The organism is Roseateles oligotrophus, from assembly GCF_014204525.1.
Classification (GTDB): domain Bacteria; phylum Pseudomonadota; class Gammaproteobacteria; order Burkholderiales; family Burkholderiaceae_C; genus Paucibacter_A; species Paucibacter_A oligotrophus_A.
Window position 1 is genome coordinate 470,406 of the sequence record NZ_JACHLP010000003.1, and the last position, 16,715, is coordinate 487,120.

The following is a 16,715-nucleotide window of genomic DNA, read 5'->3' on the forward strand; positions in this document are numbered from 1 at the left end:
TCGCAGCTTAGGCATCCAAGGCCGCCAGCCAGGACGCGGCGGGCAGGATGCTGACCGGCCCGCGCTGCTCGGGCTGACGCAGATAACAAACCAGCTGAACGGCACTGGCTTGCTCAAAGCGCGCGGCGAAGTTCATCAAGGCACGGTGCGGCGCGGCGTCGCTGAGCTTGCATTCGATCAGCTGGCTGAGCTGGCCCTGCCGCGACAGCGCGAAGTCGATCTCGGCACCGTCCTTGGTACGGATGTAGTGCAGGCCGGCGACCAGGCCTTGGCTGTCCACCTGCCACTGCACATGCTTGAGCAGCATGGCGGCGACGGCGTTCTCGAACACCAGCCCGGCATCGCCCCGCACCAGGCCGGTATCAAAGAAATAGACCTTGGGCGCCTGCAGCAGGGAGCGCGCAATATTGTGGTGCCAGGGCTGCACCGTGAAGACGATGAACAAGGCCTGCAAGATGTCCAGATAGCGCCTCAGGGTGGCGGGCGCCACGGCCAGGTCGCGCGCGATGGAGGCCAGCGAGAGCGGTGAACCCACGCGCTCGCGCAGCAGCTCGACAAACACCCGCATGGTGCCAATCTCCTGCAGGCGCGAGAACTCCAGCACGTCTTCGCGGATCAGGTCGGTGATGTATTGCTGGCGCCAGCGGGCGGCCTCGGTCAGGTCGGACGCCAGGCAGGGCTCGGGAAAGCCGCCTCGCTCCAGCAAATGGCTCAGCGCCGCATCGGGCGTGGCCCCGCTGCTATCGCACCATTCCCGCACAGAAAATGGGTGCAGCCGCAGGGCGAAGTAGCGCCCGGCCAAAGACTCGCCGCTTTGGCGAAAGGTTTCCATGCGGGCGCTGCCCGTCACCAGCAGGGCCTGCTCCGGCGGCCGCGCATCGATCACGCCCTTGAGCCAGGACTTCCAACCCGGCATCTTGTGGATCTCGTCCAACACCAGCAGGCGGCTGCTGGGCAGCCAGCTCTGCCGGTTCAGCACCGCCCGGTCGGCCGGCACATCCCAGTTCAGGTACTGGCCAGGGCCAAGCGTTTGCAGCAACTGACGGGCCAGGGTGGTCTTGCCCACTTGACGAGGGCCGGTCAGCACCACGGCCTTGGTCGCCAGGTCGGCGGTGACGCGGGCATCCAAATAGCGTTTCATATCGACCATTTTGCCATTGATGTACAAAAAGTCGCGACTTTTTGTACATGCAAGATCATTCAGTCGATTAGTCGCGACGCTGCACAATATCCGCCCATGCCCTACTCCCTTGCCCACGCCGTCCACAGCGAATTGATCATCAAGAAAAGCCGCTTCATCGGCTGCGTGGAGCCCTGCAGCGACCGCGCCACCGCGCAAGCCCAGGTCGAGGCCTTGTGGGCCCAGCACGAGGGCGCCGTGCATATCTGCTGGGCCTTGCTTGCCGGCGGGCAATCGGCCGCGGTGGACGACGGCGAGCCCAGCGGCACGGCCGGCCGCCCCATGCTGGAGGTGCTGCGCCACCAGGACCTGGAAGGCGTGCTCGCCACCGTGGTGCGCTACTGGGGCGGCACAAAGCTGGGCGCGGGCGGCCTGGTGCGGGCCTATACCGATGCCGTGGCCCAGGCCTTGCTGAAGGCCGAAAAAGTGCCCTTGCTGCGCCTGCAAACCCTGCGCTGCACCCTGCCCTATGCCTTCGAGGGCTTGCTGCGCCGCGAGCTGGAAGCCGCCGGCGCGCAGTTGCAGGAGGTGCAGCACGGCAGCCAGGTCGAGGCCTTGTTCAGCCTGCCCGAAACCGCCGCCACGGCCCTGGTGGCGCGACTGAATGAATCGGGTCAGGGACGGATTGCCTGGCTCAAGGCCTGAGCGGCTGTGAGCCCGCCTTTTGCTCAATTTTTGTGCGATTTTCGGAATTTGAGGCCGCAAGGTGGGACAGGCACCGGGGCGGGCGCTGCGGCCCAGCACCTAAACTGGAATTCAGGCGAGCCTGCCCCCGATATTGCGGCCGGCGGCCGCGCAGGGCGACAAAAACAGAGCCCGCCTGAACAAGCAAAGCACGCTGTCATCTTGAGGCCGACCCCGGGAAAGTGTCGGCCTTCTTTTTTGCCCGCCCGCGGCCATGCTCAAAAGCTATGGCCCTGCTTGGCTTTGACATCGGCTTGTGCAGCCGGCCGCGTCCAGACGGGCCGGAGCCTGCAACAATGGCCTGCCTCAGCCACCACCTCCATCGCCCGGGTATGAAGAAGAATCTGTTGATCTGCGCCGCCAGCGCCCTGTTGATGAGCGCCTGCGCCAGTGCCCCCCGCACCCCGCCCGCCCCCCCGGCGCCCAAGATCGACAAGAGCTACACCTCGCTGAACCAGGACAGCCGCGCCCTCTTCATCGTGCTCCATTACACGGTGCTGGACTTTGAAAAATCCCTGCGCGTGCTGACCACCGGCGGCCAGGTCAGCAGCCACTACCTGGTGCGGGACGAGCCTCCCATCAGTTACTACATCGTGGACGAGAACCGCCGCGCCTGGCATGCGGGCCTGAGCAGCTGGGGCAATAACCAGGGGCTGAACTCTTCGTCCATCGGCATCGAGATCGTCAACCCCGGCTTCACCGACACGCCCAACGGCCGCGTCTACGCCCCCTTCCCGCAGAAGCAGATCGACGAAGTGATCAATCTGGTGCGCGACATCCAGACCCGCCACAAGGTGCTGCCCGAGCGCATCATCGGCCATGCCGATATCGCGCCCGGCCGCAAGCAGGACCCCGGCCCCATGTTCCCCTGGAAGCAGCTGGCCGATGCCAGCCTGATCCCCTGGCCCGACGCCGCCCTGGTGGCGGCCCGCCTGCCCCTCTACCAGGCCGTGCCGCCCGACGCCGCCTGGTTCCAGGACAAGCTGGCCCGCTACGGTTACAGCAGCGTGCCGCGCAATGGCGAGAGCGACCAGCGCACGCTGGACACCGTCGCCACCTTCCAGATGAAGTACCGGCCCAGCGATTACAGCGGCAAGATGGACGCCGAGACCGCCGCCCTGCTGGACGTGGCCACCAGCCCCGGCGGCATGCTGCTCAAGCCCTCGCCCTGGCCCGCGCCCGACGCAAAACCGGGCAAGGACGGCAAGCCGCTCAAGCCCGTTTCACGTTGACACTTCGCGCTGACCCCGCCCCGCCACCGTGCTCACCTTTCTGCTCAAAAAGCTCGCCACCCTGATCCCGACCCTGATCGGCATCACCCTGGTGGCCTTCGGCCTGATACGGCTGATCCCCGGCGACCCCATCGAGGTGATGATGGGCGAGCGCCGCCTGGACCCCGAGGCCCACGCCGCCCTGGTGCAGCGCCTGGGCCTGGACCAACCCCTGCATGTCCAGTATTTCGACTACATCGGCAAACTGGCCCAGGGCGATCTGGGCCAGAGCCTGGTGAGCCGCGAGCCGGTGGCCAAGGAGTTCGCCGCCCTCTTCCCCGCTACGGTGGAACTGGCCCTGGCCGCCCTGCTGCTGGCCGTCAGCCTGGGCCTGCTGCTGGGCATGCTGGCCGGGCTCAAGCGCGGCTCCCTGCTGGACCAGGGCGTGATGGGCCTGGCCACGGTGGGCTATTCCATGCCGGTGTTCTGGTGGGGCCTGATCCTGATCATGTATTTCTCGGTCGGCCTGGCCTGGACGCCGGTGTCGGGCCGCATCAGCATCGAGTACGACATCACCCGCGTGACCGGCTTTCTGCTGATCGACGCCTGGCTCTCCGGTGAAGAAGGCGCTTTCAAGTCCGCCTGCCTGCATCTGCTGCTGCCCGCCCTGGTGCTGGGCACCAGCACCATGGCCGTGGTGGCGCGCATGACGCGCTCCTCCATGCTGGAGGTGCTGCGCGAGGACTACATCCGCAGCGCCCGCGCCAAGGGCCTGGGCCCCGGCCGGGTCCTCATCGTCCATGCCCTGCGCAATGCCTTGATCCCGGTGCTGACGGTGGTGGGCATGCAAACCGGCAGCCTGCTGGCCGGCGCGGTGCTGACCGAGACCATCTTCTCCTGGCCCGGCATCGGCAAATGGCTGATCGACTCCATCGCCCGGCGCGACTACCCCGTCGTGCAGGCCGGCATCCTGATCTCGGCCCTGACCTTTATCGCCGTCAATCTGATCGTGGACCTGCTCTACGGCCTGGTCAACCCACGCATCCGTTCCCAGCATTGATGATGAAGCCAGTCGAAACCCTGGACAGGCAAGACCTGACCCCTGCTCTCTCTCCCCCCACGCCGCTGCAGGAGTTCTGGCGCGGCTTCGCGGCCAATCGCGGCGCACTGGCCGCGCTGCTGGTGTTCAGCCTGATCGCCCTGGCCTCGCTGCTGGCGCCCTGGCTGGCGCCGCACAGCCCGATCGAGCAGTTCCGCAACCATATGCTGCAGGCCCCGGTCTGGGCCGAGGGCGGCTCGCGCCAGTTTCTGCTGGGCACCGACGAGCTGGGCCGCGACATGCTCTCCCGCCTGCTGCACGGCGGCCGCGTCTCGCTGGGCATAGGCCTGGCCTCGGTGCTGCTGTCCCTGCTGCCCGGCGTGCTGCTGGGCTTGCTGGCGGCTTTTTATCAAAAGCTCGCCTCGCCGCTGATCATGCGGGTGATGGACATCATGCTGGCCCTGCCGGGGCTGCTGCTGGCCATCTGCGTGATCACGGTGCTGGGGCCGGGCCTGATCAACACGGTGATCGCCATCGCCATCGGCGCCCTGCCCGGCTACACCCGCCTGACCCGCGCCGCCGCCCTGGCCGAGATCAACAAGGACTACGTCACCGCCAGCCGCGTGGCCGGCGCCGGCACGCTGCGCCTGATGTTTGTGGCCGTGCTGCCTAACTGCATGGCCCCGCTGATCGTGAACGCCTCGCTGAGCTTCTCCTCGGCCATCCTCGAAACAGCCGGCCTGGGCTTTCTGGGCCTGGGCGTGCAAGCGCCCACGCCGGAATGGGGCACCATGCTCTCGGCCGCGCGCGACTACATCCAGCGCGCGCCCTGGGTCGTGACCCTGCCGGGGCTGACGATTCTGATCACGGTGCTGTCCATCAATCTGATGGGCGACGGCTTGCGCGATGCGCTGGATCCCAAGCTGAAAAAGATCTGACCATGTTGCTGAACATCAAAAACCTCAGCGTCCAGTTCGGCGCCTTCCCCGCCGTCGAGGGCCTGGACCTGCAGTTGCAGGCCGGCGAGCTGCTAGGCATCGTGGGCGAATCGGGCTCGGGCAAATCGCTCAGCATGCTGGCCTTGATGGGCCTGGTCGACGCACCGGGCCGGGTCCAGGCCGATTGCCTGGAGTTCCAGGGCCAGGACCTGCTGCGGCTGAGCCCCAAACAGCGCCGCCAGCTGATCGGCAAGGACATGGCCATGGTGTTCCAGGACGCCCTGTCCAGCCTCAACCCCAGCTACACCGTGGGGTTTCAGATCAAGGAGGTGCTGCAGCTGCATCTGGGCCTGAGGGGTGCGGCCGCCACCCAGCGGGCGCTGGAGCTGCTGGAGCTGGTGGAAATCCCCGACGCCAGGAACCGCCTGAAGGCCTACCCGCACCAGCTTAGCGGCGGCATGAACCAACGGGTGATGATCGCCATGGCGATTGCCTGCAACCCAAAGCTGCTGATCGCCGACGAGCCCACCACCGCCCTGGACGTGACCATACAGGCCCAGATCATGGACCTGCTCTTGCGCCTGCAGCGCGAGCAAGACATGGGCCTGATCATGATCACCCACGACCTGGCCGTGGTGGCCGAGATGGCGCAAGCAGGCGCCAACAGCGTGGCCGTGATGTATGCCGGCCAGGTGGTGGAGAGCGGCCCCCTGCCCGCGCTGTTCGAAGCGCCGCGCCACCCCTATACCGAGGCCTTGCTGGCCGCCATTCCCGAGCACAACCGCGGCGCGGCCCGCCTGCACGCCCTGCCCGGCATCGTGCCCGGCGCGCTGGACCGGCCACGCGGCTGCCTGCTGGCACCGCGCTGCGCCTACACCCAAGCCCGCTGCGCAAACGAGTTACCCGCACTGACCAAGGGCGTGCGCTGCTTCTATCCAATTACCAAACAGGAGCAGGCGCATGCATGAGATCGCTCCTCCCCTGCTGCAGGCCGAGAACCTCAGCCGCCACTACCGCGTCGGCCAGGGTTTGTTCCGCCCCAAAGCCACCGTCAAGGCCCTGGACGGCGTCAGCTTCACGCTGCGCCCACGCCAGACCCTGGCCGTGGTGGGCGAGTCGGGCTGCGGCAAGTCCACCCTGGCCCGCCAGCTGACCCTGATCGAGCCGCCCAGCGCGGGTTCGCTGCGCTTTGGCGGCGAGGATGCGGCCAGCGCCGACAAGGTCAGGCTCAAGACCTTGCGCCAGCAGGTGCAGATGGTGTTCCAGAACCCTTTTGCCTCGCTCAACCCGCGCAAGACGGTGCAGGCCACGCTGGACGAGCCGCTGCTGATCAACACCGGCTTGAGCCGCACCGAGCGCCTGGAGCGCATCGAGGCCTTGCTGGCCCAGGTGGGCTTGCGCAGCGAGCATTTAAGGCGTTATCCGCATATGTTCTCGGGCGGCCAACGCCAGCGCATCGCCATCGCCCGGGCGATGATTCTGCAGCCCGGCATCGTCATCGCCGACGAGCCGGTGTCGGCCCTGGATGTGTCCATCCAGGCGCAGATCCTCAACCTCTTCATGGACCTGCAGGACAGCATGGGCTGCGCCTACGTCTTCATCTCCCACAACCTCAGCGTGGTCGAGCATGTGGCGGACGAGGTGATGGTGATGTATCTGGGCCGGGCGGTGGAGATGGGCCCCAAGGCGCAGCTGTTTGCGCGGCCCCTGCACCCCTATACCCGGGCCTTGATGAGTGCTACCCCGGCTTTGCGAAAGGCCGACCGGCGCGAGCGCATCAAGATCCACGGCGAGCTACCCAGCCCGCTGAACCCACCCCCGGGTTGCGCCTTCCACAAGCGCTGCCCGCTGGCCGAGGCGCGCTGCAGTGTCGAGGCACCGCAGCTGCGCGAGCTGGACGGGCGGCTGGTGGCCTGCCATAGGGTTTGATATTGGCCATCAAGCCTGGCGAAGCACACCCACCAAGGCCATCAGAAGCAGGCACATCGTCGGCCCGGCGCTGAGCACAAAGCCCAGGGCACGGCCGGCCGGCTGCTTCACATAGGCATAGGCATAGACCGCCCGGCCCAGCAGATAGACCGCACCCACGGCGGCAACCCAGTTGGCGGGAAAGTATTTGGCCGCGAGCAGCAGCGAGGGGATGAAGATGACCAGCAGCTCCAGGGTATTCATCTGCACGCGGTAAAAGCGCTCGAACACCTCGTGGCCCGTGACGGCCGGGGCCTTGACCCCGTATTTGCCGCGCGCACGCCCGACCAGAGAGGCAAACAAGAAATACTGGCCCAGGGCCAGCAAGGCGACAAGATCAAGCCAATTCACAAGAATCTCCTGAGTTCACTTCGGTGACCCAGCATACGGGTGTAAAAAAGCCTCTTCCCGGCAAAGGAAAGAGGCCTGGCGTGAAGCGCGGCCGGCGCCGCGCTATCGCCTCACCGGCACACCGTGCCCGCCGGCAGCACGCGGCTGACGGCGCTCAGGTCGCGGATATCGACCACGCCATCGGCATTCACATCGGCCCGCACATCAAAGCCTGGTTGGCCCGTGCGCTTGCCCATGGCCGCCTTGACGATGGCCAGATCGGCGCAATCTACCACGCCGTCCTTGTTCAGGTCGCCGAAGAGATTGATCGTGAAGTTGGCGTTGGACACATCGAAGAACACATTGCCCACGGCCTCGACCTTGATGCGGGCCTGGGTCGTGGCCAGCTGCGGCAGGGTGACGACGCGGCTGCCATTGTTCGGCACGCTGGCCGCCAGCACATGGGGGTAAGTGAGGCCGCCGTCCACCGACAGGCTGATCTTCACATTGGCCGTGCTGACCGGCGCCACATCGGTATTGGCCACGCTCCAGTTCACCGTCAGATTGCTGTTCGAGTTGAGCGTTAGTGCCGTATTGGGCGAGGTCACCAGGAAGGGGCCCGCGCCCGGCGCCAGAATGAGCTGGGTGCTGGCACTGCCCACACCGCCCTTGCCATCACGGGCGGTGAGCTTGAAGTTCAGCGAGGCCGGGTTGGCGTTGACGCCGGCAAAGCCCACATAGGCCGCGGTGGGCAGGAACTCGGAGAAGCAATCCACCTCGGCCGGCGTGGGCGTGGCGGAGGCCGCCGGGCAGGCGCCGGTTTCGGCATTGGTGTTATTGGCCAGGATCTGGGCCAGATCCGGGAACACGCGGGTCGGATTGCCGTCCACATGGTTCTCGCCGGGCGAGTTGTAGAGCTTGGTATCGGCCTCGCTCACCACCGCACGGGTGCCGAACTGGCGGAACAGCGGACCATTGGTCTTGCTATTGCTGGTCAGGCCGGTGCCGCTGGCGGCGCCGCGGTCGTTCTGCTCCCACAGATAAGTCAGGCTGTCGCCATCGGCATCGGTGGCGCTGCCGCTCAAGGCGAAAGGCGTGCGCACGGGGATGGTCAGGGTCGCCGGCACGCTGACCACCGGCGCGCTATTGTTCTTGGCGCTGATGGCGCCGCGGCGCTTGGTCTGGCCGCCGGCCGCGATCTCGCCCACATAGCCGCTGCAGCCAGCGCTGCAGTTGATGAGTTGCAGGCCGGCCACGTTGGTGGCGGCCTGCGTGCCACCGAAGGTGAGGGTGAAACCCGCATCGCTAAGGCTGCTGACCGTGACCGTGCCACCGGCCGGCCAGCCGGCGATGGCCTCCACCGCGGCCTTGATGCCGGCGCTCGTGAAGTTGCTCCCGCGCACGATGGCGGCCGAGGGCTGGCCGTTATAGCTCAGCTGGAACTGCTGGCCATTGGCCGTGAAGCCGCTCAGCGCGGCCATCTGCACCTCGTTGAGATTGGTTTCGGAGCCCGAGGTGTAGGCGACGATTTCATCGAAGCTGCGCTGCGACCAGTAGGCATCGCTGTGCGGCTGCAGATCGTCGTTGCCGCAGATGCCGGCATAGGCCATGATGGACGAGCCGCTGCCCGGCTCCACCGAGGTGCCGGCATTGCGGTTGCCGCCGGTGCAGCTGCCGGTGACGCCGTTGAAGGTGTGATTGCCGGCGAACTGGTGGCCCAGCTCATGCGCCACATAGTCGACCGCGAACAAATCGCCCACCGGCGTGGGCACGCCGGTGCAACCCTGGGCCTTGTTATTGCCGCCCACCACGCCCAGGCTGGCCAGGCCGCCGCCGTTGAGGCCGAAGCCGATATGGCCGACGTCGTAATTGCTGGCCCCCACCAGCAGGCCGACCACGACGCGATTGCGCGTCAGCGTCGAGCTGGCGCAGCCCGCCGCCTGCGAGGTGCTGAAGCAGGCCGCGGCGCCGCAGGGGCCGTTGGCACCCGTCATCTGGGCGGCGGTGTCGAGATTGAGCTTGTCGTTGTCGTTGACCAAAACCAGGCGGATCGAGGTCTCGTCCTCGTAAATATGGGTGATGCGGTTGACCAGGGTCACCTTGGCTGCCGTCACATTGGCCGAGCCGCCGAAATAGCTGGCGTAGGAGGGGTCGGTCACCAGGGCCAGGCGGTAGCTGCGCAGCTGGTCGCCGACGGCGGCCGTGGGGCTCTGCGCCTCGCTGACCACATGGTAGGCCGCGCTGCTGCTGCTGCGGCCATCGCTGGCGGTGATCTCGTAGGCACCGAGATTGCGCGAGGGCTCGGCCGGCAGCGACACGCTGAGCGTGCCGTCACGGCCGGCCACGGCGCTGAACGTCTGGCGCGGGGCGCTGTCCGTCTCGGGATTGCTGATGGTGATGCTCACCGTCGCGCCCGGCACAAAGCCGAAGCCGCGCAGCTCCACCGTATCGCCGGCGTGATAGAAGCCGCGGCCCAGGCTGATATGGGCCTCGGTCAGCAAGGCCTCGCCCAGGGGGCCGTGGACATTGGGCAGGTCACGGCCGTGGTAGCTGGCGTAGACGCTGTCGTCCAGATGGTAGTAGGGGTCCACATACCAGGAGCCCTTGGGCGAGCGCACCGAGGCGTGCAGGCCCAGCGGCGTGATGTCCAGGCGCACCGAGGCATTGGGGTCGTCCAGCCCCTTGCCGGCGAAAGTCTTGATCTCGGGATGCTTGGCGGCCAGGCCTTCCTCCATCACCGGCGACTCCGCCAGGCTGAAGCGCTGAAAGCCACCATCCGGATGGGGCAGGGAGATTTCCAGCGGGCTCAGGGCCGCGGCCGAGCTGCGCTCCAGCGGTGCGGCGGCGGCGTAGTTGAACAGGCCGGCCTTGTCCAGGGTGGCGGCGCGGAAGGCGCGCGGCTGCACCGAGGGCCGGGCACCGCGAGCCGAGGTCTTGGCCGGTGCCAGGCGCTGCTCCTGCCAGAAGGCGCCGGAGCTCTGGTTCTGCTGCACGGCCGGTGCGGCCCGCAGGCCTTGCGCCTGCGCGCCCGGCAGGGCCAGGCCACTGCCCAGGCTCAGGCAGACCAGGGCCAGGGCGATCGCACTGGGGCGGCCCAGGGGCCGGGCCCGCGGGCGCTGGGCGTTCGGGGCTGCGCCGCTTGAAGAGAGGCCGGAAGACGAAGGCTTGAAGTCCATTTTTTGTCCTTTTCCTGAGCTCGCTGAGTGGAAACGGGCTGCGGAGTCATTGCCGTGTGAATTTGGCGCTATCGGCATACCTCCTCACCGATGGCCGCTCCACGCGAATCAAGCACGTCGGCATTTGATTCTGCAAATTCCTCACACACCCTCGAATGCGGCTGCAAGAATAAGTGCGAAGCCCGCGCCTCTACACAGGGTCAATCCTCATGCAGACGCCGTTTCACCCCCCTAACTTGGCAGGCCCTGCCCCAAAGCCCATGCGCCGTCCGCTCTTGCTCAACTGGGCCCTGGCCCTGTGCTACAGCTGCAGTCTGCTGGCTTGCGCCCAAGCGCCCGGCGCGCTGGCGGCGCTGCCGCAAATTCAGTCCATCACGCTGGAGAGAGACTGCTTCGGCTGCAGCAGGGGCAGCCGCCTGCAGCTGCAAAGCGACGGCCTGCTGACGCTCACCCTGAGCGGCAAGGCCAGGCATGGCACGGTGGACCAGGTCAGCCAAGGCCGGCTGGCCGCGGGCGATTTCGAACGCCTGTGCCGGCTGCTGCAGGAGCAGGGCTTCTTCGCCCTGCCCGAACGCATAGCGGACGCCGACTTGCAAGACGGTGCCTGGACCCTGATCACGGTGAGCGGCCCGAACCTGGACAAGCAGGTGTTCCGGCGCAGCGAGCAAGCCCCCGCCGCGCTGCAGAAGATAGAAGCCGCGCTGGATGAATTGCAAGCCAAATTGCCAGCGCAGCCGCGCTGAAAACCGCGGCGGCAGGAATCACCTTCCCTTGTTTGAAGGATCGGGAATTCCCTCTTGCTGGCCTTGATGCGCGAATGAAAGACTCGCCGCCGGGGAGCCCGAAGCGGGTCTTCAAAACAAAGGAGCAAGAGCCATGCATCGATCACAGTTTTGGAAGAAGACCCTGGGCGCCGCCCTGATTTTTGGCGCCTTCGCCGGCCAGGCCCTGGCCGCCAACCCGGTGCTGTCGCTGCAGAGCACGCCGACACCCGGCGTGCTGGGCTCCAACGTCGCCGTGGACGTGCTGATCGCCGGCATCAGCGATCTCTACGGCTACCAATTCAGCCTCTCCTTCGACCCCGCCCTGCTGCATTTCAGCAGCGCCAGCGAGGGCGCCTTCCTGTCCGGCGGCGGCTCGACCTTCTGGAACCCCGGCAGCGTGGACAACAGCCTGGGCCAGATCTCTTTCACCTTCAATAGCCTGATCGGCAGCATCCCCGGCGTCAGCGGGGACGGCGTGCTGGCCCGCTTCAACTTCCAGGTGACGGGCGTGGGCAATAGCGCGCTGAACTTCTCCGACGTCTTGCTGCTCAACTCCCAGCTGGCCGAGCTGCCGGTGCAGATCAATAACGGCAGCCTCGCCACCGTCAACGCCGTGCCCGAGCCCTCGACCTGGTTGATGCTGGGCGCGGGCCTGGCGGGCCTGGGCTTGCTGCGCAGCCGCAGCAAGCGCCCGACCGAGGCCGCGCCCGCCTGAGTCCACACAGCCGCGCCAGGCGCGCCAGCACCCAGCGCCCCCTCGCCCGGGGCGCTTTTTCTTGTGTGTTCCACTGTGAGCCCTGAGTTCGTAGCTCGGGTTAGCGCCAGCGTAACCCGACGATTTCTCGGCATGTCGGGTTACGCTGCGCTAACCCGACCTACGGTTTGTTTCTCATGAGTAGCTTTTTGATGCGCGCGCCCCTGCCCCCTGTTTCAAAACTTCAGCAGCTGCAAAAACCCCTGCTGATCTGCTTGCTGGCCACGCTGTGGGGCTGCGCCAGCCAGCCGCCCACGGCCCTGCCCGGCAAGCGCCACAGCACCCAGGAGCTGCTCGGTTACAGCGTTAGCGATTTCCACTGGCAGGCCACCCGCGCCGAGCAGGAGCAGGCCCGGCGCGAGCAGGAGCTGCAGCTCTTGCGCGAGCGCCTGGCCCTGCCGCCCGGCGAGGCCGCCGAAGCCGCCTTGCCCGAGGCCTTGGCGGCCGTGCTGCTCTACAACCGCGAGATCGAGGCCGCCCGCGGCCCGGCCCTGACGGCCCTGCCCGGCCTGGCCGCCAAGCCGGCGGACTATCAGCGCCAAGTGCTGTCCGCCGTGCATCGTTTCTATGCCGCCGAGGCCGCGCCCCAGCTCTGGCCCTTGCTGGCACGCTTGGGCACGCCGCGCGAATTCGCCATCGCCGCCTATGCCTTGCTGCGCCCCCTGCAGGGCGCGACGCGCGACGCCGCGCGCACGCAGATCCAGGCCCGCATGCAGCTGCAATTCCCTGCCTGGCGCGAGGAGCCGCGCCTGCGCGCCTTGGGCCTGCTGCTGAAGAACGGGCCGGACGGGGCGCCACCGCCGCTGGCCGAGCTCTTGGCCGCGCCCCTGCGGACCGGCCTGCCGGTGGTGTTCAGCCTGCAGCGGCCGGGCCGCGAGGTGCTGGGCCTGGCGATTCTGCGCGGCCCCGATGGCCGCTTTGTGCGCGAGGCCGACGGCCGCCTGTTCCAGGTGCCCCAGCTGGCCCGCGCCCTGGCCGATCTGCCCGGCACCATCACGCTGGGCAACACGCCGCAAGGCCTGTTCGCCGTGCGCGGCTCCAGCACGGCCAGCAACCCCAGCATCGGGCCCACGCCTTTTCTGGAGACCAAGCTGCCCATCGAGGCGCCGGTGGCCGAGTTCTTCCAGGTGGACGGCAGCGATCTGGACTGGAGCGAAGCGCTCTACGAGGCCTTGCTGCCCGCCAGCTGGCGGCAGTGGGAGCCGCTCAAGGAAGCCTGGCTGGCCGGCCGCGCCGGCCGCGATGAGATCCTGATGCATGGCAGCGTGGTCAACCCCGCCTACTACCGCGAGGCGCCCTACTACCCCGCCACGCCCACGGCCGGCTGCCTGACGGCGCCCGAGCAGTGGGATCCGGCCACAGGCCGCCTGCTGGCCAGCGGCCAGCTCAGGCTGGCCCAGGCCTTTGCCCGCAGCTTCAGCCAGGGGCCGGGCGGACAGGAGCCCATGGTCAAGGGCTATCTGCTGGTGCTGGAGCTGCCCGGCGGCAGCGGCCCGGTACGCGAGGGCGAGCTGGAGGCCGCCGTGCGCGAGGCCGAAAGGCTTTGGCTCAGCCGTCCGCGTTGATCCTGGTGATCAAGGCCTGCAGCACCGCCTCGGCCTCCTCGTTCGCCACCTGGCAGGTGCCCGCCGCCTGGTGGCCGCCACCGCCATAACTGAGCATCAGCTCGCCCACATGGGTCTTGCTGCTGCGGTCCAGAATCGATTTGCCGGTGGCCAGCACGGTGTTCTGCTTTTGCAGGCCCCACATCATGTGGATGGAGATATTGCAGCGCGGGAACAGGGCGTAAATCATGAAGCGGTTGGCGGCCCAGATGATCTCTTCCCCACGCAGGTCCAGAACGACCAGATTGCCGTGCACCTTGGCGCAGCGCAGGATCTGCTCCTTGGCGCGGCGCGCGTGGTCGAAGTAGAGGTCCACCCGCTCCTGCACATCGGGCAGGGCCAGGATGTCGCGGATGCTGTGGTCGGCGCAGTACTTGATCAAGTCCATCATCAGCTGGTAGTTGCTGATGCGGAAGTCGCGGAAGCGGCCCAGGCCGGTGCGCGAGTCCATCAGATAGTTCAGCAGCGGCCAGCCATCGGGGTCCAGGATTTCCTCGCGGCTGAACTGGGCCGAGTCGGCCTTGTCCACCGCCTCCATCATGGCCTCGCTGACGCGCGGGAAGGTGGCCCGTCCGCCGTAATGGTCGTAGACCACGCGCGCCGCCGAGGGCGCATGCGGCAGGATGATGTGGTTGGGGCGATCGCCCTGGTTGCGCAGGGTCTCGGACTCATGGTGGTCAAACACCAGATGGGCGGCGGCCACATAGGGCAGATTGGTGGTGATGTCGCGATCGGTGATGGCGATCTTGCCGTCCTGCATATCCTTGGGGTGGACGAAGCTGATGTCATCGATCAGCTGCAACTCATTCAGCAGCACGGCGCAGACCAGGCCGTCGAAGTCGCTGCGGGTGACCAGGCGGAACTTGCGTGCCGGCGCTTCAGACGGGGTTCCGGGCGGGTGGGTGCTCGTCATCTTCTTCACTCCTTCAGAGTTCTTCAGGGATGCGGGGGAAACAGCCAGGCAACGGCCACTCGCGAAAGTCGGCCCGCAATCTTGTGCATCGACGCCGACAGCGGATTCTTGAGGGTTTTCTGGGGCGGCGGATCGGGCCCCAGCTGGGGCATGATGAAGGGCCTCCCCCACCAGCCAGCGAGTGAAAGAGCCCCATGAGTGCCGACTTTGCCTTTCTCAGCGACAACCGTTTCATGCGACAGGACGCGGGCCGCGGGGCGGCCCCGCGCCCCTACGGCCTGGCCGGCATTGCCTGGGACGGCTGCGTGACGAATCGGCCGGGCGCCCGCTTCGGGCCGCGCGCCATCCGCCAGTCCAGCCAGATGCTGTGCGACGGCGTCCATCCCTTTTTCAACACCTCGCCCGAGGGCTTGCTGGCCGATTTCGGTGACCTGGCCCTGCCCAATACCAGCCTGGAGGCCATGCGCGCGGCCATGCCGCCCCTGGTCGCCCCGCTGATCGCCAGCCACCATATGTGCTGGCTGGGCGGCGACCACTCCATCACCCTACCCCTGCTGCGCGCCTACAAATCGCATTACGGCCAGCCCCTGGCCGTGCTGCATTTCGACGCCCATTGCGACACCTGGGAAGACCATTTCGGCGAGCCCAGCGGCCACGGCACCTGGGTCTACGAGGCGATCCAGCAAGGCCTGGTCATCAAGGAGGGCTTTATGCAGTTCGGCATACGCTCGGCCGGCCTGCAGCAGGCACGCGACTATGTGCGCGAGCAAGGCGGCCTGATCTTCGACGCCCGCGGCCTGCGCGGCCTGGAAAGCCCGGCCCAACTCAGCGGCGTGCTGCAGGCCGTGCGCGAGCGCATGGCGGCCCTGGGCCAGCCGCCTGTCTATCTGAGCCTGGACATCGACTGCCTGGACCCCGCCTTCGCCCCCGGCACCGGCACGCCCGAGCCCGGCGGCATGAGCACAAACCAGGTCTTCAGCCTGCTGGAAGAGCTGGCCGATCTCAATTTCGTGGGCATGGACTGCGTGGAAGTGGCCCCCGCCTACGACCACGCCGAATTAACAAGTTATGCAGCCGCTCAGTTTGTCTGGACTTATTTGTGCGGGCGGATTGCGGCGGGACGAAATTAAGTCTCTCAAACTCAGAGGCCGCCAATCAAGTCGGGCAAGGAGCCGGCGATCTCCTCGCGAATCTGCTTGCGCAAGGCCTCGACCTTTTCCCCATCGCTCAAGACGGCCCAAGGATCCGCCACGGCTTCCTTGCGGCGTGTGATCAAGGACTCAGCCCGCATCACCAGCTTCTGCGCGACCACCTGATTGCCTGCCAGATCAATCACCGAAATCTTGAAGTAGCTGAAGGGCGCCAGATAGCCCTTGGAGAGTTCGCTGGATTCCTCAAAGCGTACGACCGCATCGCGGTCGATGAAAAAGCCCTGCCCCTCCAGACGCCCCATGCCAATCGCGTCACGCAGGGTCTTGATATTGGCTTCGCCGCGATGCGGCGTGATCAGCAAGAGATGGCTGGCTTGCAGTTGCTGCAGCACGGGGGCCAGCGCCGCCGGCATGACAAAGCGCTTGCCATCCAGCAAAGCCCCGGGCTCACCCAAAACATTGGCCGAAGCCAACTTCAAACCGAACACCGTCGCCTTGACGTCAGCCTTGCGCACGCTTTGTTCCACCGCCGACAAAGCCGCCTGATCAAAAACCCCACCCTTCAGCTCGAAGGACTCGCGCAGATTGGCATCCAGCATGCTGCCGGTCTTGTCCTGGCGGGTAATCATATGAATCGTGTCGCCCAGCAGGGAGACGGCGACAAATTTGCGACCAGCCGCTGCCGTGTTGTCTGGTGTCTGCGCCGCAGCGCCGAAAGCCGCCAGCGCCAAGACCAGGCCCGTCAAGCAATTTGCAGTCTGCCGAAAAAAATGACGGCGCATAGGCGTGGATTGAGTCTGGATCATGACAAGTTCCCCTCCTGAGTTTGAGTGCTGCCAGCCTCTCTGCGGAGTTTAGATTCCGGGCTTGGAGCCGAAGCCCCTGCCTAAGCTGGCGTACTGTAATGTCAAATCCAGACGGAGCTAAAAGTCAGGATTGCCTTGACACGCAGGCGCGACCGACCTCCCAGCTATAAGCTCATGTTATGGTCAAAACATGCTTG

Annotated in this window: 15 protein-coding genes; 10 read left to right on the top strand and 5 right to left on the bottom strand. The window is 66.6% G+C overall.

Annotated elements, in window-relative coordinates; translation table 11 throughout:
• Window positions 1-7: 7 nt before the first annotated feature.
• Entirely contained in the window at window positions 8-1,141 is a 1,134-nt protein-coding gene (locus HNP55_RS09795; RefSeq protein ID WP_184298704.1) for an ATP-binding protein, read from the bottom strand.
• Window positions 1,142-1,237: 96 nt separating this feature from the next.
• Here HNP55_RS09795 and HNP55_RS09800 point away from each other — a divergent pair, with 96 nt between their 5' ends.
• From HNP55_RS09800 to HNP55_RS09825, 6 genes are all read left to right on the top strand, one after another.
• Window positions 1,238-1,825: an IMPACT family protein gene (locus HNP55_RS09800; RefSeq protein WP_184298706.1), complete on the top strand. Its 588-nt coding sequence runs from the start codon at window positions 1,238-1,240 to the stop codon at window positions 1,823-1,825.
• Window positions 1,826-2,196: 371 nt separating this feature from the next.
• Window positions 2,197-3,096 (top strand): N-acetylmuramoyl-L-alanine amidase, encoded by a 900-nt coding sequence (locus HNP55_RS09805; protein WP_184298708.1) that lies wholly within the window; start codon window positions 2,197-2,199, stop codon window positions 3,094-3,096.
• Window positions 3,097-3,124: 28 nt separating this feature from the next.
• A complete protein-coding gene (locus HNP55_RS09810) occupies window positions 3,125-4,135 on the top strand; it encodes an ABC transporter permease subunit (protein ID WP_184298710.1) in 1,011 nt (336 codons plus the stop codon).
• 2 nt (window positions 4,136-4,137) lie between these two features.
• Entirely contained in the window at window positions 4,138-5,052 is a 915-nt protein-coding gene (locus HNP55_RS09815) for an ABC transporter permease subunit (RefSeq protein ID WP_184298712.1), read from the top strand.
• A 2-nt stretch (window positions 5,053-5,054) separates the two neighbouring features.
• A complete protein-coding gene (locus tag HNP55_RS09820; protein WP_184298714.1) occupies window positions 5,055-6,020 on the top strand; it encodes an ABC transporter ATP-binding protein in 966 nt (321 codons plus the stop codon).
• A complete protein-coding gene (locus HNP55_RS09825) occupies window positions 6,013-6,981 on the top strand; it encodes a peptide ABC transporter ATP-binding protein (RefSeq protein WP_184298716.1) in 969 nt (322 codons plus the stop codon). The genes HNP55_RS09820 and HNP55_RS09825 overlap by 8 nt, the downstream gene beginning before the upstream one ends.
• Before the next feature lie 9 nt (window positions 6,982-6,990).
• On the opposite strand, the gene HNP55_RS09830 is transcribed toward HNP55_RS09825, so the two are convergent.
• A complete protein-coding gene (locus tag HNP55_RS09830) occupies window positions 6,991-7,371 on the bottom strand; it encodes an MAPEG family protein (RefSeq protein ID WP_184298718.1) in 381 nt (126 codons plus the stop codon).
• A 110-nt stretch (window positions 7,372-7,481) separates the two neighbouring features.
• Window positions 7,482-10,526: a M12 family metallo-peptidase gene (locus HNP55_RS09835; protein WP_221439522.1), complete on the bottom strand. Its 3,045-nt coding sequence runs from the start codon at window positions 10,524-10,526 to the stop codon at window positions 7,482-7,484.
• Window positions 10,527-10,786: 260 nt separating this feature from the next.
• On the opposite strand from HNP55_RS09835, the gene HNP55_RS09840 reads away from it, so the two are divergent.
• The 3 genes from HNP55_RS09840 (at window position 10,787) to HNP55_RS09850 (ending at window position 13,609) form a co-directional block, all read left to right on the top strand.
• Window positions 10,787-11,269, top strand: a complete 483-nt coding sequence (locus HNP55_RS09840; protein ID WP_184298720.1) for a hypothetical protein — start codon at window positions 10,787-10,789, stop codon at window positions 11,267-11,269.
• Between the two features lie 133 nt (window positions 11,270-11,402).
• On the top strand, window positions 11,403-12,005 hold the full coding sequence (locus HNP55_RS09845; protein ID WP_184298721.1) for a cohesin domain-containing protein: 603 nt from the start codon (window positions 11,403-11,405) through the stop codon (window positions 12,003-12,005).
• Between the two features lie 176 nt (window positions 12,006-12,181).
• Entirely contained in the window at window positions 12,182-13,609 is a 1,428-nt protein-coding gene (locus tag HNP55_RS09850) for a hypothetical protein (RefSeq protein WP_184298723.1), read from the top strand.
• Here the strand turns inward: HNP55_RS09850 and HNP55_RS09855 are convergent.
• On the bottom strand, window positions 13,593-14,561 hold the full coding sequence (locus HNP55_RS09855; RefSeq protein WP_184298725.1) for an exopolyphosphatase: 969 nt from the start codon (window positions 14,559-14,561) through the stop codon (window positions 13,593-13,595). The genes HNP55_RS09850 and HNP55_RS09855 overlap by 17 nt on opposite strands.
• Before the next feature lie 194 nt (window positions 14,562-14,755).
• Here HNP55_RS09855 and speB point away from each other — a divergent pair, with 194 nt between their 5' ends.
• Window positions 14,756-15,691, top strand: a complete 936-nt coding sequence (speB, locus tag HNP55_RS09860; RefSeq protein ID WP_184298727.1) for an agmatinase — start codon at window positions 14,756-14,758, stop codon at window positions 15,689-15,691.
• A gap of 11 nt (window positions 15,692-15,702) precedes the next feature.
• Here speB and HNP55_RS09865 read toward each other — a convergent pair whose 3' ends face one another.
• Entirely contained in the window at window positions 15,703-16,458 is a 756-nt protein-coding gene (locus HNP55_RS09865) for a hypothetical protein (RefSeq protein WP_184298729.1), read from the bottom strand.
• Window positions 16,459-16,715 lie beyond the last annotated feature (257 nt).